This is a genomic window from Microbispora sp. H10885 (genome assembly GCF_014161415.1).
In the GTDB taxonomy this organism is placed as follows: Bacteria; Actinomycetota; Actinomycetes; order Streptosporangiales; family Streptosporangiaceae; genus Microbispora; species Microbispora triticiradicis.
This window is the reverse complement of record NZ_JABBWY010000001.1, coordinates 558,071-574,150: the sequence shown is the minus strand read 5'-3', so window position 1 is coordinate 574,150 and position 16,080 is coordinate 558,071. Positions and strand designations below refer to the sequence as shown.

The following is a 16,080-nucleotide window of genomic DNA, read 5'->3' as shown; positions in this document are numbered from 1 at the left end:
TGTTCTCCTTCGTTGTCTGTGCAGCCTGGGTTTCGGATGGTCAGCGGCGCCGGTACTCCTCCCAGGTGCGGATGGTCACCTTCGGGCCGTCGTCCGGGCCACGGCCGGCGAGCCCGTTCAGGCCGAGGTAGTAGTCACCGATCTGGTGCTGGGCCTGGCTGGAGAGGTCGGTGTCGTTGATTGCGGCGGCGTGGATGTGCCACGGCCAGTCGGCTTGATCGGGGTTACGCACCCAGGCGGCGAAGCCGACACGTCGCAACGCGCGGACGACGGCGGTGCGGGTGGCGGAACCCATCCCCTCGACCGAGATGTCGACGACGCCTCCGCCGTCGTGGGTACCCGCGGACGTGGGGTCGCCGCCGCGGTTGTACGACCCCTGCAACAGCACGAGGTCGCGGCCGAGCAGCCGCTCCGCCTCGGCCAGCATGCGCCGCGTGCGGGCGTCGACGACGACGCCCCCGACGGCCACCCGAGCGCCCGGCCCGATGATGCGGGTGACCGTGAAACGACCGGCTCCGAGCCTGGTGAGCGACGCCTTTCCCGGAAGTCCGTTGGCGGCGAGACCAGTGAGGCCGAGCGACCTCTGGAACTTCGTGAAGGCGACGACCGTCGTGGCGCCGAAGTAACCGTCCACCCACTTCGCGTCGAGCAGGTGCCGGTCGCGCAGCGCCCGCTCGACAAGGAGCACGCCGGCCTTGGCGCCCGGGGTCGGCCTGTCGTCGGACCGCCGCGGGTCGATCTGGGCCGCCTTGACCGTGGCCTCCATGTCCACCCTCGGAAGGGCCCCGACGTCGGCCGCCTGTGCCGCCGGCATCCCGGACGCTCCGGTCAGGCAAGCGAGCAGGGGGGCCGCGAGGGCGGCGGCGCATGGCGGCAGCTTCATCGTTTCTCCTGGTGGCGAGCGCCGGCAGGTGAGTCCTGCGGCGGGATCCACGGTTCCGGATCCCTCGCGCTGTCCACAACGAGATCGTGTTGTCAGCCTGTTCGACAGGCTCGCCGTACAGGCGTCCGCGCCGCCTGACAGGTGATTACGTGACGAGCGAGACGTCCGGGCGCCTCGAAGCGAGCGGCGACGGACGCCGTTTCGAGCCCGGAGAACACTGAGGCCCGTTTCCAGGTGATCCTGGTAACGGGCCTTCTGTGATGTGCGCGGCCGAGAGGACTCGAACCCCCGACCTTCTGATCATTAGGGCTCTACGGGCCGGTAGCCCCGCACATAGTCGACCACGAACTCCTTGGGGTACGGCCCTACCCGCTCGGGCCCCTCCGCGTCGGGGAACTCGTAGATCCCGAGCATGAGCTGCATCGGATAGTCCGGGGACTGCCGGACGGTCTTGACGTGCCGGCCGTCCACGAAGAACGTCACCCGATCCGGAGTCCACTCGGCCGCGTACACGTGGAACTCGCGTACGTCGATGGGGAGGACCTCGGCGGCGAACTCGTCGGTGATCGCCGGGTCGCCGAACGGGTGGACGCCCATACCGACGGCCGCCGCCTCCGGTCGTACGTCACGCCCGAAGATCTCGCAGACGCAGATCTCCGCGGACCGCTCGGGCGCGTCCTCGAAGCCGATCATCCACAGTGCGACCATGGCACGCGGGTCGTCGGCGGCCCTGGCGCGCATCTCGATCAGCCCGTAGTGCGGGGTGTAGAGCCGCACCTCGTCCTGCGCCTCCCGCACGACGGCCCGGCCCCGCCCATGCTGGCCGACGCCGCTGCCCACAGGTCCGGAGAACACGCCCGTCTGCAGCGAGGACACGCGCATCCGGCCCTCCGTCTCCGGCGACCACGGCGGCTGGTCCTCCTCGATCAGCAGGCGCAGGCACCCGTCGCCCATCCGATGTCGGGCGGCCGAGGCGGCACGCGTCGTCCACTGGGGCAGGTAACGCGGGATCCAGCGATGCTCGTCGAGCGTGTCTCCGTCGAAGGTGTCCTCGAACTCCAGCACATAGCCGGCCTTCGTCACCGGGTCCGGCGGGTGCGTTCTGTCCACGGCTTCGCTCATGCGGCAATCCTGGCGCGACTGGGAAACCTGAGCGTATCTCAAGCAAGCCGACGCCCAAACGTCAGTCGGGAAGGCACACCCAGATGCTCTGGCAATCCCCGAAAGCGTGGAGACATTTCGATGCGGCGATGGCCTCCTGAGCCCTCGCCTTGGCCGCTTTTCGAGCAGCTGTAATCCGTTGTTACGCGGCGATCAGGCACTGGGTCGCCCGCGCACCCCAAGAGGTCCTCCAACACCTCGGGGCCCGGCGAGCTGGTGCGAGGCCGCCTGGGCTCTCGCCGCGATACGGGGCACCGGCCTTTCGGCCAGGCCTTTCCCGGTGCCCATTGCCGGGAAGTAAGGGATAAGCCAAGATCGATGGGTGATCCGCTGCGGCATGCGCCCCGGTCCACCATCGGAAGGTAGACAAGTGATCAGGTCTGTTACGAAGGTCGTCGCCGTGACGGCCTTGGCCGTCGGCGTTCTCGCGGCCAACCCGGCATACACGGCGTACGCGGCCTCCTCCCCCTACACCCCCGAGGGCGTCTGCGGGGCGGGGTTCGCCCGGGTGAAGGACGGCTCCCGTCCCCTCAAGTCCGGACGTGACACCTTCGGCTATGTCTACCTCATGTACAACCGCAGGACCGGTTACAACTGCGTGGTCAGCATCAAGACCGCCTTCTACCGGACCGCCACCTACACCACCGCCACCCTGACGGTGAAGGGCAGCAAGCCGAAGACCGACGCGGGCAAATTCAAGTACTACGCCGGGCCGGTCAAGGTGAAGGCGCGCGGCAAGTGCGTCTCGTATTGGGGCAGCACCCGAGACACCCGGCTGGACTTCGCCGAGGCGACCGGTGGCCGCAAGACCTTTGGCAACTGCGGGTAGCGAAGCCCCAAGCGCCGAGGCCACCCAGAGAAGGCCGAGCTGCTCGCGGCCAAGCGCGGCTGTTGTCAGCAGCCGCGTTGGCAAGAGCGCTCCGTTGGAGCGGGGGTCGACCTCTTATACCGAGAAGCGGATATCGGATGAAGGCTCCGTTCACCCAGATCGGGCCTTGACCGCACCGTGATCCGGCGCGACAGGTGCTGCACCTGCTCTATCGAGTTCGCCAGTACCTGGACACCTAAGTTCTGCGTGCGAGAACAAGCCGGCAGCGCGGGCTGCCATCTTCGCGTCGGCCAAGGGCCGTCAAAGGGACTGTCGTCACGGTGAATCCGGCTGCTGTCAGGTCATCGCGGACCGCGTGCAGCGGGCAGGTGCCGTAGTACATGACGAAGGGGGGACGCCACACGGCATTGCGCACCTGCATGGCCAGGTCGAATCCGAGCAGCGCCCAGTACCAGCCCGACGTGATGGGGGGCGGCGCGACGATCGGGAAGGCGAAGAGCCCGTCAGGCCGTAACGCGCGGTACACCCCGGCGAACAGCGAGGGCCGTTCGGCGGGCAGGAAGTGTCCGAGCGCTCCGAAGCTGACCGCGAGGTCGAACGCCCCGGCGAAGGGCAGGTCTCGAACGTCGGCCTGTACCCACTCAGCGTCCGGGTGCGCCCGGCGCGCCTGGGCAAGCATGCCGGTGCTGAAGTCGACGCCCGTGATCCGTCCCTGGCACAGGGGGTTGAGGATCCGCATGCCCGCACCGGTGCCGCAACACACGTCCAGTCCCTTCCCGAACGGCCCGAGCGGACGCAGAGCGTCGGCGGTTGCGTCAAGAACGCTATCGGGGGTGCGAAAAGGCGTGTGTTCGAACTTCGGGGCGAGCAGGTCGTAGCCGCGCTCGACCGAGGACAGCGCCTGGACCACCAGTTCACGCAGCGACGGGCCTTGAGGCGAGAACACCAGCCAAGGGTACTTCCTCGAATGCCGGGCGGGCCGGCCGCGGGAAGTCCCGGCCGCGGTAGTTGCCGACCGGTGGCGGGTGATCGCCAAGGCGCCGGTGCGTACGGACTGCTGGACACGCACTCCGCTCCACCTCCACAGACTGTTGGCCGAATCGCGGGCGGGCGAAGGCGGGATCGGCATCGTCGTAGTCGCCGTGCAACGAGATGGAGGTCATGTCCCAGTGCAGGCGCGTCACGTCCAGGCCGAACGCCTCGATCGCGGCCAGCCCGACCGACCCGGCCAGCAGGTCCAGATGCGGGGCGATGGCATCCAAAGCGCGGCCGATGCGGTCATCGTTGAGCAGATCAGGCTCGATACCGAAGGCCTCGCCCACCGCCCAGGCACGCGCCCACTCCTGCACGTGCACCAGCGGCGCGGGTGAGGTCAGCCGGTTGGCCACCAGCACCTCGATCACCTGCCCACGAGTCAGCTCCGCGACATCCCGCACCGGGCAGGCCGCATCCGCCAACTCCCGGATCCGTAACCGCGCACAAAACCCCGCGATAACCGGCAACGCCCCAAGCATCTTCTCGACACTGGCCCCGCCCCACTGCGCACGCTGTCTCACCAGCCAGGTCATACCGAAACAACGATCACCACAGCAACCCAGCGATCTCCAATCAACCCGACCTGCGGAAAATGGGGCTAGCCGCTCTCACTGCCGAACAGCATCCGCTCGTCACGACGTGACAGATGCCTGCGATGTGTTTGAGGCAGCCTGCGTTGCGTCAATAGACGCTCCAGGAATCTGGTCCCGACCATCCTCAAGGTCACACGCAGCTGCTGACCGCGCCCGCATCTTCCTGGCCGACCGCCCACCGTGCGGCGTACACCTTGCGCTGTGGCCGATCACGGTCCACCAGCACTGAGGGGCCGGTCCGGGAGATTGAGTCCGTTCCGCCCGCAGCCCAGGGGATCACCCTCACGTAGGGCGTCGCGTACACAATTCGAATCTAAAACGACACGGCCGCGATTCCGAACAACAACAGGATCCGACTTCACAGCGCGCCCGCGGCGCCCCATTGACCGTTCTCCCCGAACGCTGGCACGAGGTTGTCCAGGCGCATCCAATGATGAACGCATATCGATGATCGAATCCGTAGTATGGGACCGCCTTTGTTGAGAGTTCGCTTGTTTAAGCCGTCCCCCGGAGGCCCCAATGACCCACCAACCTGTCATACCTGTACCCGAGGCTGCCCCCACCCGGCCTCGTCCGCGTGCGCGCTCCGTGAGCGTCGTGCTCGCCATGCTGGCCGCCGTGGTCGCCGGCATCGGGCTGGTCGCCGGCACTGCCGGTGCGGCGACCATCCAGTCCGCAGTTCCCGCAGCGGCCACCCCCACGACGAGCAGCACTGCGGGCGTCCTGCCGACCCCGAGCACGACGCCGACCATCTGCCCCACGTCGCCGACGGCGCTCATTCCATGGGGGACGGCGAGCCCAGCCGTGGCCAATGGCGACACCGTGCCGCCCACGCCGCACGGCGGGCCGGTCTTCACCGAGTGCGGACCGACCGTCGTGGTCAGCTGGGCGCCCGCCACCGACAACGTCGGCGTGGTCGGCTACTACATCCTGCGTAACATCAACCAGTCCGAACAGTTCTACCGCTACTTCGTGACGGGCACCTCGTTCGCGGTCAGCCACGTTGAGGGGCACGAGGTCTACACGGTCACGGCCGTGGACGCTGCCGGCAACGCCTCCGGACTTGGCCAAGCCACCACGGGATGCTGGTCGGCGTCCTGTCTGCCGCCGTCGCCGTCGCCGTCGCCGTCGCCGTCTGGTGGGTACCCGTACGGCTACCCCGGCAATCAGATGCTGACGGTCAACGGGTCAACCGCCACCGTGAGTTGGGCCGCGTCCGGCAGCGTGCCTGTCGTGAGCTACCTGGTCGGCCACCAGTGGTACGAGGTCGGCGGGACGGTCCACGCCGAGTTCGTCACCGTTCCGGGCACCACGACCAGCCAGACCCTCAGCATCGCCACCCCCGGCCTCCATACTTTCTGGGTCAGCGCCCTGGACGCGGCGGGCAACATCTCGCCGGCGCCCAACACTCTCGACTACGGTGTCCCCGTGCCGAGCCCGACCGTGCTCCCACCCACCAGCTGCACGGTCACCTACACCATCAACAGCCAATGGCCCGGCGGATTCCACACCGACGTGAAGATCCTCAACACCGGCAAGACCACCGTCCACGGCTGGCGGCTCACCTTCACCTTCGCCAACGGCCAGACGATCTCCCAGATCTGGAACGCCGTCCAAGTATCCAACGGCGTGTCCCCCACGGTCGCCCACGCCGACTGGAATCCGGACATCGCGGGCGGGGCCACCGTCTCCTTCGGATTCATCGGCACCTGGACCGGCACCAACTCGCGGCCCGTGGAGTACGCGCTCAACGGGTCGAAATGCTCAGCCGCCTGACCGGCGCAGCGGAGGCGCCGGCGCATGCACTGGCCGTAACGGGAACAAGCCCCATCGTCTGAGGAAAGCCGCCGAAACGTCAGGGACCGTCTGCGGCACCGGACCAAGGAATGGCACGGTGTGCTGTCGGTCTGCGAGACTCTGTGGGAAGGCATCGGGAAAGATCAACCGGAGTCAACGGCTGACGGCCGGACATAGCCGGACACCGGCAACTGATCTGGAACACGAGAAAGCCCAGGTCATCGGCTGATGATCTGGGCTTTCGTGCTGCGCGGCCGGGAGGACTCGAACCCCCAACCTTCTGATCCGTAGTCAGATGCTCTATCCATTGAGCTACGGCCGCCTGGCTGCCTGTTCACTTGCTGTGCTCGGCAACGCGTGTAACTCTACCAGACCCCTCACCCCTGCTTGCGCCAATAATCCGCCCTGCGCACGGTCAAGCCGACCCGTACGCGGGGACCGTCCGCGCACGGCAGGAGCCGCTCGGCGAACGAGCTGGCCGGAATCGGCCGCATGGCTACCTTGGCGCGCCGCCGATGCGCACACTGGTCCTCGGGGGACCCTTGCCACGCCATCACTCTCTGTGACGGATATGACTTCGTGGCGACAGGAGAGGCGTACCCGGGGTATATGAGCAGGGCACGCAGGCGGACACCGGGCCGCCCCGCGGGAGGGAACGTGAACGAGCCACCAGGCCCGCCCGGCAGGCGGTACCGCCTTCGCGGGCTCGTCGCGGCCGTGGTCGCGGGTCTGGTCTTCTGGGCGCTGGTCATCTGGCTGGTCGTGGCCTTGTTCCGGTAAGAGCCGTCCCCGCGGAAGCCGGATCGCTCAGGGGATCGGGGACGTGCCGGCCAGGAGACCCGCCCCGGCCGGCACCGGCCCTCACCCGCCACGCTGGATGCTCTCCATGAGGTCGAGGTGCTCCTGCACCACCGGCTTGGTGTCCCGGGCGAGCCGCCGCACCTTCTCGGAGGAACCGGTCGACGCCTCCTTGTCCAGCGCCACCAGGGTCATACGGTGGTCCTCGACCTGCGCCGGAACCCAGGCCCGGTCGAACGCGGCGCCGCTCTTGGCGGCGAACTTCCGCAGTTCGGCCTGCTGCTTCTCCGTCGGCTCGCCCGGCAGGTCCACCCCGTACTCCGCGGCGACCTTCGTGACCTGCTCGTCGAGGGCGGTGTGGTCCTTGACCAACCGGCTTCCGGCGTCCTTGACGGCCTGGCTTCCGGCCTGCTTCTCGGCGGTGTGGCCGCCCTCGATCTCCGTGAGGTTGTCCTGATGCGCACTGACCAGGAACGCCTTGTCCTGGTCGCTGGCATCCGGCGGCGCGGCGTGTGCGGCGGTGCCCCCTGACAGCGGCGCGATCACGGTCGCGACCGTGACGATGAGCGATCTCAGCATCGGATCCCCCGATCCTCGCCCGACGGCGAGCACCGGCTGATCGGTACTCGACCATCCGGGCATACTCGTTGTCAGGTGTCATACCCACCGGCCCGTTCACGGGGAACCGAGCGTGTACGGCGGCGCGGCCGGGAGTTCACCATACCTTTGGCGATCTTTACCTTGGTTCGGGCCGAATTCGGGGTGATGCTGGCGATTGTCCATCCCCCTCGCCTCTGCAAGGAGGTCTCGTGCGGACTCCGCGACGCTTCCGGTCGTCCTGGCCGGCCCGGTTCATCGCCCTGATCGCCGCCGTCGTGTCCCTGACCACGGTGACCGGCACCGTTCCCGCCAGCGCGGCGGTCTACGGTTCCTGCACCATCTCGCGCTGCGCCGACGCGCGCTCGGCCAACGCGATCTGGGCCGGGAAGGGATACCCGACCAGCGCCGGCTGGTACTCCTGGCCGGATGGCAAGTACAACTACACCGGCGGCCGTTTCTACAACAGAGAGGGCCAGCTGCCCAGCGGTGCCACCTACTACGAGTACGACGTGTACTCCCGGGCCCGCGGCGCCGCGCGGGACGCCTACCGGATCGTCGTCAACCGGAGCACCGGCGTGACCTGGTTCTCGCCGAACCACTACACCGACTTCTACCGGCTCTAGGGATCCTTATGACCTCCGCCCCGCGTCCGCTGCCCGAATGGCTCACGATCACCACCGGCCGGGCCCCGGCGGTCGTCGACGGGCGGGCCTGCCGTACCCGTGCCGCCTTCTTCGCGGAGGTGGCACGGGTGCTGCGCCTCCCCGGCTACTTCGGCCACAACTGGGACGCGCTGACCGACTCGCTGCGCGACATCGGGAACGTCCATCTGGTCGTCGAACACGCCGGGGACCTGCTCGCCGCCGAACCCGCCGAGCAGTTCGCCACCCTGCTGGCCGTACTGGCCGGGGCGGCGGAGGACGGGCTGACCCTGACGCTGTGCACCGACTCCGCCCACGAGGCGCCACTCCGCCGGCGTACGGCCGAGGGCCTCGCCTGACCCTTCCGCGGCCCGCACCGGGCTGCCCGCTGCGAGAATCGGCGAATGCTCCTGGAAACGCCACGGCTGTTCCTGCGTCGGTTCCGGCCGGAGGACGCGCCGGCGTTCGCCGCCTACCGCTCCGACCCGGTGGTCGCGCGTTGCCAGAGCTGGACCGCCCCCGTTCCGGTGGAGTCGGCCGTCTCGCTCGTCACCGCGTTCTCCTCGCGGGACCCGGAGGAGCCCGGGTGGTTCCAGTACGCCGTGGCGCTTCGGGCCGAGGAGTGCCTGATCGGCGACGTGGGGGTGAACCTGCACGAGAACCGGATGCAGGCGGAGCTGGGCTTCACTCTCGCCGCCCGATGGCAGGGCCGGGGGTACGCCACCGAGGCGGTGCGGGCCGTACTAAGTGACCTGTTCGAGCGGCGCGGCCTGCGGCGCGTCTCCGCCGAGTGCGACGCCCGCAACACGAGCTCGGCACGGCTCCTGGAGCGAGTGGGCTTCCGGCGGGAGGGGCTGCGCCTCCAGCACACCTGGTTCAAGGGCGAATGGACCGATGATCTCCTCTACGGTCTGCTCGCCGACGACTGGAAGAACCGCGCGTGACTCATGCCTCCTCGGGGTCGCGTCCGAGCACCGACCGTCCGCCGTCGACGGGAAGGATCGCGCCGTTGACTAAGCTCGCGTCGGCGGAGAGCAGGTAGGCGACGGCGGCGGCCACCTCCTCCGGACGGCCCACCCTGCCGAGGGGGTGCAGCAGTCCCATCTCGTTCTCGATCCGCTCGGCCGCCGCGGGCTCCTGGCGGCGGAGGAACGCCTCGTACCGTTCGGTGCTGATCGAGCCGAGGGCGACGGCGTTGACCCGGATGCCCCGCGGGCCGTAGTCGACGGCGAGCGCCCGGGTGAGCCCCTCGGTCGCGGCCTTCGCCGTCGCGTACGTCAGGGAGCCGCGCACCGGCCGCTGCGCCTGGTGGGACGAGACGTTGACGATCGCCCCGGCCGTACCGGCGTCGAGGAAGCGGCGGATCGCCGTCACGCAACCGGCGACCACGGGGTTGAAGTTGGCCCCGATGAGAGCCAGGAGCTCACTCGCCGACGGGGAGTCGAGCGAGGCGGCGCGGAAGACGGCGGCGTTGTTGACCCAACCGGCGAGCGGGCCCGCCGCCTGCGCCAGGTCGGCGGCCCGTTCCGTGACGGTCTCGTCGGCGGCGTCGCCTGCCACCGCGATCAGCCGGGAACCCGCGGGGTGAGTACGGATCCACTCGAGCGCCGCCGGGTCGAGTTCGATCACGGCGACGGTGTTCGCGTCGCCCAGGAGTCGCTCGACGATCGCCCGGCCGATGCCCCGCCCACCCCCGGTGACAACGTACGAAGAGCCCACAACGCCCCCTCCATCGAAGTCACCCCGGGTGGAGGTGTGTACCTGTGATCAATCGACCATGGCACATGCAGAACTCGTCGCGCACTACCAGCGCCTGCTTGATGTCGCCCAGTTCCTTGAAGCCGGGTTGTCCTGGACGGTCGTTCAGCCGCTCGTCGAGCCGATCGGCATCGATGACGTAGGCGCGTCAGTGGTCTTCCTGGAAGAGGGCCAGGAAGCGCCGCTCCAGCTCCTCCTCACCTGTGGCCGAATCACTAGACCGCGTAGATGGGGGAAAGATCGACGAATATGCGGTAGTCGGAGATCAGGCCGTCGTCGCGGGTGCGCCAGATGGACACGGCTACGGCGCTCGCGTCCTTGCCGTCGAGCCTCCGGTAGGTCACCTCGGTCTCGGCGATGACGTCGGCGTCCACCTGCCAGGTACGGACGACCCGGTGCCGCAGGCCGCCGATGGTGGAGTAGAACTCCCGGATGCCCGCGACGATGGCCTCACGGCCCGCCAACGGCTCGGCGTTGCCGAACACCAGCGTGGCGTCCTCGGCTAGCAGCCGCCCGAACTCGTCGGGATCGAACGAATCCACTGATCGGAAAACGCGTAGCACCGCATCGTCGGACATGCCGGTCCATTCTCACGCAGACGGGATCACTGATGCGGACGATACGGGGCGAAGGATGGCGTACAACTAGCGCAAGGGTGTGGATCTTGTTGCCGCACCCGGATCGGAGATCTCTCACAGGTCGCCAGGCCGCAGCGGTGGAAACTACCACTCGAGCGGGCCGTGACCTGCGTGGATGCGCACACCCCGCCTCTCCGGTACGGCACCTCCCCGGAGCCGGGAGGCGCTGAGCTACCTGGGCCCTCTGAAACTGTCAGGGCCGCCGCGTAGCCTCGCATCGACGTTCGGCGCCGACAGCCGTAGGAGAGGGCATGGACAGCAAGGTCGTCTTCGAGGGCGTGGCGCCTGTGATCCCCGTCCGCAATCTGGCCGTCGCGCTTGAGCGTTACCGTCACCTGGGGTTTGCGGCGCGGCAGTCCGATGAGGACCTTGGATATGGGTTCGTCGCTCGGGGGCCGGTGTCGCTCCATCTCACCGAGTGGAACGAGCACGACCCTGCGCGCACTGCTGCGGCCGTGTACATCTATGTTTCAGACGCCGATGCCCTTCACGCCGAATGGGTCGCAGCGGGCGTCGCCGGCCGCCTCGGCGAGCCTCACGACACTCCATACGGACTTCGGGAGTTCGGCTATGTCGACCCTGACGGAACACTGCATCGCGTCGGCTCGCCCTTACCGTGATCTGATCACGTAATCAGCTCTCCCACTTCGCCGGACGGCCACCCCGACGGTGCCGCGTACACGAACGCGCCGGCGACTCATGACTACATCGCCAGTCCCCAGGTGAAGGACGCCAGCGAGCGCATCGGAGCCGCCCTGTGGGGCGAGGACCGAGGACAACTGCAACCAGAACTGCAACCAGAGGCCTGTTGAAGATCAAAAAGCCCCTCTCGTCGGTGAGGACGAGAGGGGCTCTGAACTGCGGAGGCTCGGGGATTTGAACCCCGGATGGGCTTAAGACCCAAACCGCATTAGCAGTGCGGCGCCATAGACCTGACTAGGCGAAGCCTCCTGGGAGCGCTGCTCAGCACAGCGTACCGGCGATCGCGCAACGCGGCAAAGCGGATTGCCGGGTGGGGCGTGGCACCGTCTCGACCACCCGCGTCGCGGCACCGGAGCGGGCCCGCTCCGGGCGGGCTTCGGCGGGGCTGGAGGGCTGCCGTGCGGGTCGGCGAGCGGCGCACAGACTCGCGCCGGTGCGTACGGCAGGATGTCCTCGACCGCCGGGTGAGCTGGCGTTATACAAGGGCACAGCCGTCGTCCACAGGCTGTGGATGACGGCTGTGCACAAGGTGTGGATTTCCGCCGGTGCAGTCCACAGGCTCAGGCCTGACGGACGGCCTCGCCCTCGATCTCGATCTTGACCTTCTTGCCGACGAGGACACCGCCGGCCTCCAGCGCCTGGTTCCAGGTCAGGCCGAAGTCCTCGCGGTCGATCTCGGTCTCGGCGGAGTAACCGAAGATCTCCTGGCCCCACGGGTTGTTGGCCGCGCCGTTGAACTCGACCTTGAGCTCGACCTCCTTGGTGACGTCACGCACCGTCAGGTCGCCGACGAGCGTGAACTCGTTGCCGGAGAGGCCGGTCACGCGCTTGCTGCGGAAGGTGATCTCGGGGAACTTGTCGGCGCCCAGGAAGTCGTCGCTGCGCAGGTGGCCGTCACGGTCGGCCGCGCCGGTCTCGATCGTGCCGGTCTTGATGACGACGTCGACGGAGGACTCAAGCGGGTTCTCGGCGATGGCGATCTTGCCCTCGAAGTCGGCGAAGTGCCCGCGAACCTTGCTGACCATCATGTGCTTGACGACGAAACCGACGCGCGTGTGCGCCTTGTCGAGCGCGAACTCGCCGGCCGTCGGGACCTTCAGGCCCTCCCACTCACGGATGCTCATGGCTACTCCCCAGATCGTTGCGGTGCGGATGTCTCACTGAGCAAATTTCTACCCGAGGATATTCCTCGCGTCAACTATTCTGGCGTAGACTTGGACCATGGATCCATTCGACGACCCGCGGCTCACGGCGATGGGCCTGTTCGCGGAGGTCTTCGCCGGGCTGGCCGCCAAGACCACCCCCACCCTGGTCACCGCCGGGTTGTCCGAGGTCGACTTCGAGACTTTGATCCGGCTGGCCCGCTCGCCCGAGCGGCGGCTGCGGATGAGCGACCTCGCGGCCCAGACCTCACTGTCCACCAGCGGGATCACCCGTGTCGTCGACCGCCTGGAGCGCGAGGGACTCGTCGAGAGGCACGCGTGCGCGAGCGATCGCCGCGCGTCGTACGCGGTGTTGAGTGAGGCGGGGGCGGAGCGGTTGCGCACGGTGCTCCCCGAGCACATCAAGGACATCGAGACCTGGTTCACCGGCCTGCTGAACGACGAGCGGCTCGCCGAGTTCCTGGAGACCCTGCGGGTGATCCGCGACGTCGTACGGCCCTGCGCGACCGCGGGAGCGGACGGAGCCGGCAGGCCGTCGCGGACGAGGACGGGCTGAGCCGCAGAGGATCGTGATTCGAGGGAACTGACCGGACGGACTGGCGCATACGATCGTTTTCTGGTGGACTCCGTAGTCCAGGAAACGGCTCCACGAAGCCGACGTGTCCCCCGTACCCAAGCCAATGGAGCACTCGTGCGTTTCCCCTCACACGCACTCGCCATCCTCGCCACCGCGGTCCTCGCGGTTCCTGTGGCCGCGTCCACCAGCGCCTTCGCCGCGGCCAGCACCGCCGCCGCGAGCCCGAGCCCCAGTCCGAGCGCCAGTCCGAGCCCGACGCCGACCCCGTCCCAGACTCCGGCCGCGACCCCCAGCCCGAGCGCGAGCGCGACGCCGAGCCCCAGCGCCACCCCGAGCACGACCGCGAAGGCCACGAAGACCCCCCGGCCGAAGACCGTGCCGAAGGACGCCGTCGAGGTGACGGTGAAGAAGATCGTGGACGGTGACGCCCTGGACGTGGTGACCGCCAGCGGCCGGACCGTACGGATCGGTCTCCTGGAGGCGGACGCGCCGGAGAAGGGCGACTGCTGGTACGAAGGCGCGGTCGCGCGGCTCAAGGCGCTGCTTCCCGTCGGCAAGCCGGCCTACGTGCGGGCCTCCGAGCAGGTGACCGAGAACGACCGCGTCCTCATCTACACGTGGTCGCCCAAGGGCCTGTACGTCAACGGCGACATGGTCAGGAGCGGGTTCGCCCAGGCCGTGCCCTACCTCCCCGACCACAGCTACACCGACTGGCAGTTCGCCGAGCAGATGCGCGCGCAGGCCGATGGCCGGGGCATGTGGTCGGGTCCCTGCTGGGCGGCCGACACCTACGACAAGCGTGGCTCGATCCAGGTTCCGCCCGGATCGTCCGGAGACCTCGCGGTGGAGCCCGCCGACGGCGCCTCTCCCGCGCCCGGCGCGTCCGCGAGCCCGGACCCCGACGGCCTGACCGGCGGCACGACCACTCCCACGCCCACGCCCACCCCGACGCCCACTGCGACGCCGACCCCCACTCCGACCGCGACGGGTGACGACGACGGCTCGACGGATCCCCGCTTCGGCACCTGCGAGGAGGCCAACAGGGCCGGCTACGGGCCGTATGTCCGGGGCATCGACGTCGAGTACGACTGGTACGTCGACAGCGACAGCGACGGCGTGGTCTGCGAGACCTGAGAAGCGCGGGGCCTTATGAAGCGCGGGAGGTGAGGCGCGCGGCGGTCAGTTCACCCGTTCCCGGGGTTCGGGGACGACCAGATCGCCGCGTAGCTTCGCCATGCCCCGCGAGACCGAGCTCTTGACCGTGCCCACGCTGATCCCCAGCGTCCTGGCGATCTCGGGCTCGGTCATGTCCTCGTAGTAGCGCAGCACGATCGCCGTACGCTGCCGGGTGGGGAGCCGGTCGAGCGCCTGCTCCAACTCCTCGTACCGGTGCCGCGCGTCCTGCTGCGCCGGTACGTCGGGAAGGGACTCCGAGGGGTACTCCTCCAGCCTGCGCCGCCGCCACCAGGAGATGTTGATGTTCACCATCGCGCGTCGCACGTAACCGTCGAGCGACGACCGGTCGCGGATGCGGTCCCAGGCGAGGTAGGTGCGGGTGAGGGCGGTCTGCAGCAGATCCTCGGCGTCGCTGGGGTTGCCGGTCAGCTGGTTGGCGACCCGGAGCAGCGCCGCCCCGCGGGACTGGACGTACGTGTGGAACTCCTCGTGCTTCACGCTCAGGATCACCAACCCGGCCAGAGAGGCATCTCGTGCCAGAATCGCAGCCACGCGATCGGATCCGACTGAGCCGGAATTCAGGTTTCGCCCCGGCCTGCGTAAACACCGGACAAGCCGGTAGCGGCGGGCCGGACGGGCCGTAATCCCACCCGGGCGGTGGTTTGCCCTCGGCGGGTGGCAACCCCTTGCACCGGGAGGAGGAATATTGATCCCGGACGCCACCATCGCCCGGAAAACGGCATCTCCATCCCGCCCCGGCATGTGAGGCTGGAGGACGTGGAAGGGTCATTACCGCACCGGGCCGGAGCGCGACGGCGCATGCTGGCCGCGGCGGCGCTCGGGCGCGATCCCGGGCCCGCGCCGCGGTCGCCGGAGGAGGAGGCGCCGTTCGACGTGGTCGACGGCGAGGTGATCGACGTCAGCCCGCATCTGATCATCGTGGAGGCCGACGACGGCCGGCAGCGGCGCCTGGTGATCGCGCCGTGGGCGACCGCCTGGCGCGGCGGCGCCGTCGCGCCCGCCGACCTGCCCATCGGGTCGCGGGTGGTCATCAGGGCGCTGCGGTCCGGCACGGTGGCCGAGCGCATCTGGGCCGACGTCACACGGATCACCGGCGTCATCCGTGACGTCCGGGGAACCCGGGACCTCACCGTGGACCTCGACTGCGGTCCGCATCGCCGGGAACGCTCCATTGTGATCCCGTACCGCTCCTCGGGGCGGATCCGGGTGCGGCACCCGAAGCTGGAGCCGGGGTATCTGTTCGACGCCATCGGCCTGCTCGACCAGGGCACGTCACTGGCGCAGCTCCCCGCGACCTCGCAACCGCCGTACCACGCCTCGGCGTCGCCCCCGGCTCCCCCGGCGTACGGAGGGGTCCAGGCGAGCGTCGCGGGCACGGCCGTGTGGGCGGACCTTCCGGAGGACGGCGCGGCCTATCCCGTGCTCGAATCCGAGGACACCGGCTGCGATGACGCGGGTGTCTCCTGCGCGGGCCTGCCGTACCTCGCGCTGGGCTCGCTGCTGCGCGTACGGAACGTGTGCGACGGACGGGCGGACACGCTGCCGATCGTGGCGTGCGGGTGCCTCGCCGGGCGGTTCTGCGACCGCTGCCTCGAATGCGGCACCTCCCCGCGCGGGAGGCTCGTGGAACTGTCGGCGTCGTCCTACGTGGCTCTTGGGGGAGACTTGACCAAGGGCTGCTTCAACGCCCGCGTCGGATTGGGGTGAC

General features: G+C 68.8%; 19 protein-coding genes and 2 tRNA genes. 10 read left to right on the top strand and 11 right to left on the bottom strand.

All coding sequences use genetic code 11. From position 1 onward, the window contains the following. Positions 1-40: 40 nt before the first annotated feature. Together HHX37_RS02545 and HHX37_RS02540 are read right to left on the bottom strand one after the other, a co-directional pair. Complete coding sequence (locus tag HHX37_RS02545; RefSeq protein WP_182884366.1) at positions 41-883, bottom strand: peptidoglycan-binding protein; 843 nt, start codon at positions 881-883, stop codon at positions 41-43. A gap of 303 nt (positions 884-1,186) precedes the next feature. Further along, complete coding sequence (locus tag HHX37_RS02540; protein ID WP_182884365.1) at positions 1,187-2,005, bottom strand: glycoside hydrolase family 16 protein; 819 nt, start codon at positions 2,003-2,005, stop codon at positions 1,187-1,189. A 409-nt stretch (positions 2,006-2,414) separates the two neighbouring features. Here HHX37_RS02540 and HHX37_RS02535 point away from each other — a divergent pair, with 409 nt between their 5' ends. After that, on the top strand, positions 2,415-2,873 hold the full coding sequence (locus HHX37_RS02535; RefSeq protein WP_182881922.1) for a hypothetical protein: 459 nt from the start codon (positions 2,415-2,417) through the stop codon (positions 2,871-2,873). A gap of 235 nt (positions 2,874-3,108) precedes the next feature. On the opposite strand, the gene HHX37_RS02530 is transcribed toward HHX37_RS02535, so the two are convergent. Both HHX37_RS02530 and HHX37_RS36130 read right to left on the bottom strand, forming a co-directional pair. Beyond that, entirely contained in the window at positions 3,109-3,819 is a 711-nt protein-coding gene (locus tag HHX37_RS02530) for a class I SAM-dependent methyltransferase (RefSeq protein ID WP_182884364.1), read from the bottom strand. Then, a complete protein-coding gene (locus HHX37_RS36130; RefSeq protein WP_259406140.1) occupies positions 3,788-4,441 on the bottom strand; it encodes a DUF4277 domain-containing protein in 654 nt (217 codons plus the stop codon). Before HHX37_RS36130 ends, HHX37_RS02530 begins: the two co-directional genes overlap by 32 nt. Positions 4,442-5,089: 648 nt before the next feature. Here HHX37_RS36130 and HHX37_RS37495 point away from each other — a divergent pair. Continuing rightward, positions 5,090-6,277 carry a cellulose binding domain-containing protein gene (locus HHX37_RS37495; protein WP_182884363.1) on the top strand — a complete coding sequence of 396 codons (1,188 nt, stop codon included), beginning with the start codon at positions 5,090-5,092 and terminating at the stop codon, positions 6,275-6,277. Between the two features lie 270 nt (positions 6,278-6,547). Here the strand turns inward: HHX37_RS37495 and HHX37_RS02515 are convergent. Next, positions 6,548-6,620 (bottom strand) — tRNA-Arg (locus HHX37_RS02515). Between the two features lie 335 nt (positions 6,621-6,955). Between HHX37_RS02515 and HHX37_RS36120 the strand changes: the two genes are divergently transcribed. After that, positions 6,956-7,078, top strand: a complete 123-nt coding sequence (locus tag HHX37_RS36120) for a hypothetical protein (RefSeq protein ID WP_259402020.1) — start codon at positions 6,956-6,958, stop codon at positions 7,076-7,078. 81 nt (positions 7,079-7,159) lie between these two features. Here the strand turns inward: HHX37_RS36120 and HHX37_RS02510 are convergent, their stop codons facing one another. Beyond that, positions 7,160-7,675 (bottom strand): DUF4142 domain-containing protein, encoded by a 516-nt coding sequence (locus tag HHX37_RS02510; protein WP_182884362.1) that lies wholly within the window; start codon positions 7,673-7,675, stop codon positions 7,160-7,162. A 230-nt stretch (positions 7,676-7,905) separates the two neighbouring features. On the opposite strand from HHX37_RS02510, the gene HHX37_RS02505 reads away from it, so the two are divergent. The 3 genes from HHX37_RS02505 to HHX37_RS02495 are packed head-to-tail and all read left to right on the top strand — an operon-like array spanning position 7,906 to position 9,281. Continuing rightward, entirely contained in the window at positions 7,906-8,319 is a 414-nt protein-coding gene (locus tag HHX37_RS02505) for a ribonuclease domain-containing protein (protein ID WP_220499363.1), read from the top strand. A gap of 8 nt (positions 8,320-8,327) precedes the next feature. Continuing rightward, positions 8,328-8,696: a barstar family protein gene (locus tag HHX37_RS02500; protein ID WP_117410409.1), complete on the top strand. Its 369-nt coding sequence runs from the start codon at positions 8,328-8,330 to the stop codon at positions 8,694-8,696. Positions 8,697-8,741: 45 nt separating this feature from the next. Then, entirely contained in the window at positions 8,742-9,281 is a 540-nt protein-coding gene (locus HHX37_RS02495) for a GNAT family N-acetyltransferase (protein WP_182884361.1), read from the top strand. 1 nt (position 9,282) lies between these two features. On the opposite strand, the gene HHX37_RS02490 is transcribed toward HHX37_RS02495, so the two are convergent. Next, complete coding sequence (locus HHX37_RS02490) at positions 9,283-10,056, bottom strand: SDR family NAD(P)-dependent oxidoreductase (protein WP_182884360.1); 774 nt, start codon at positions 10,054-10,056, stop codon at positions 9,283-9,285. 254 nt (positions 10,057-10,310) lie between these two features. Then, a complete protein-coding gene (locus HHX37_RS02485) occupies positions 10,311-10,673 on the bottom strand; it encodes a nuclear transport factor 2 family protein (protein WP_259406138.1) in 363 nt (120 codons plus the stop codon). Between the two features lie 311 nt (positions 10,674-10,984). On the opposite strand from HHX37_RS02485, the gene HHX37_RS02480 reads away from it, so the two are divergent. Then, complete coding sequence (locus tag HHX37_RS02480) at positions 10,985-11,353, top strand: bleomycin resistance protein (protein ID WP_182884358.1); 369 nt, start codon at positions 10,985-10,987, stop codon at positions 11,351-11,353. A 241-nt stretch (positions 11,354-11,594) separates the two neighbouring features. On the opposite strand, the gene HHX37_RS02475 is transcribed toward HHX37_RS02480, so the two are convergent. Both HHX37_RS02475 and HHX37_RS02470 read right to left on the bottom strand, forming a co-directional pair. Next, positions 11,595-11,684, bottom strand: a tRNA-Ser gene (locus HHX37_RS02475). A gap of 311 nt (positions 11,685-11,995) precedes the next feature. Continuing rightward, the gene (locus tag HHX37_RS02470) at positions 11,996-12,559 is read right to left on the bottom strand and encodes a YceI family protein (RefSeq protein ID WP_182873052.1); all 564 of its coding nucleotides are present in this window, start codon (positions 12,557-12,559) and stop codon (positions 11,996-11,998) included. A 97-nt stretch (positions 12,560-12,656) separates the two neighbouring features. Here HHX37_RS02470 and HHX37_RS02465 point away from each other — a divergent pair, with 97 nt between their 5' ends. Together HHX37_RS02465 and HHX37_RS37490 are read left to right on the top strand one after the other, a co-directional pair. After that, positions 12,657-13,154, top strand: a complete 498-nt coding sequence (locus HHX37_RS02465) for a MarR family winged helix-turn-helix transcriptional regulator (RefSeq protein ID WP_182884357.1) — start codon at positions 12,657-12,659, stop codon at positions 13,152-13,154. A gap of 135 nt (positions 13,155-13,289) precedes the next feature. Beyond that, positions 13,290-14,309, top strand: coding sequence for a thermonuclease family protein (locus HHX37_RS37490; protein ID WP_220502539.1), 1,020 nt, complete (start codon positions 13,290-13,292; stop codon positions 14,307-14,309). 45 nt (positions 14,310-14,354) lie between these two features. Here the strand turns inward: HHX37_RS37490 and HHX37_RS02455 are convergent, their stop codons facing one another. After that, a complete protein-coding gene (locus tag HHX37_RS02455) occupies positions 14,355-14,894 on the bottom strand; it encodes a SigE family RNA polymerase sigma factor (RefSeq protein WP_310738221.1) in 540 nt (179 codons plus the stop codon). 234 nt (positions 14,895-15,128) lie between these two features. On the opposite strand from HHX37_RS02455, the gene HHX37_RS02450 reads away from it, so the two are divergent. After that, positions 15,129-16,079 carry a hypothetical protein gene (locus tag HHX37_RS02450; RefSeq protein WP_310740242.1) on the top strand — a complete coding sequence of 317 codons (951 nt, stop codon included), beginning with the start codon at positions 15,129-15,131 and terminating at the stop codon, positions 16,077-16,079. Position 16,080: the final 1 nt, after the last annotated feature.

Excerpts from the sequence above, each read along its gene's own strand:
- HHX37_RS02470 (WP_182873052.1), bottom strand. The coding sequence starts at position 12,559 with ATGAGCATCCGTGAGTGGGAGGGCCTGAAGGTCCCGACGGCCGGCGAG.
- HHX37_RS02540 (WP_182884365.1), bottom strand. The coding sequence starts at position 2,005 with ATGAGCGAAGCCGTGGACAGAACGCACCCGCCGGACCCGGTGACGAAG.
- HHX37_RS02495 (WP_182884361.1), top strand. The coding sequence starts at position 8,742 with ATGCTCCTGGAAACGCCACGGCTGTTCCTGCGTCGGTTCCGGCCGGAG.
- HHX37_RS02480 (WP_182884358.1), top strand. The coding sequence starts at position 10,985 with ATGGACAGCAAGGTCGTCTTCGAGGGCGTGGCGCCTGTGATCCCCGTC.
- HHX37_RS02465 (WP_182884357.1), top strand. The coding sequence starts at position 12,657 with ATGGATCCATTCGACGACCCGCGGCTCACGGCGATGGGCCTGTTCGCG.
- HHX37_RS02500 (WP_117410409.1), top strand. The coding sequence starts at position 8,328 with ATGACCTCCGCCCCGCGTCCGCTGCCCGAATGGCTCACGATCACCACC.
- HHX37_RS02545 (WP_182884366.1), bottom strand. The coding sequence starts at position 883 with ATGAAGCTGCCGCCATGCGCCGCCGCCCTCGCGGCCCCCCTGCTCGCT.
- HHX37_RS36130 (WP_259406140.1), bottom strand. The coding sequence starts at position 4,441 with ATGACCTGGCTGGTGAGACAGCGTGCGCAGTGGGGCGGGGCCAGTGTC.
- HHX37_RS02485 (WP_259406138.1), bottom strand. The coding sequence starts at position 10,673 with ATGTCCGACGATGCGGTGCTACGCGTTTTCCGATCAGTGGATTCGTTC.
- HHX37_RS02510 (WP_182884362.1), bottom strand. The coding sequence starts at position 7,675 with ATGCTGAGATCGCTCATCGTCACGGTCGCGACCGTGATCGCGCCGCTG.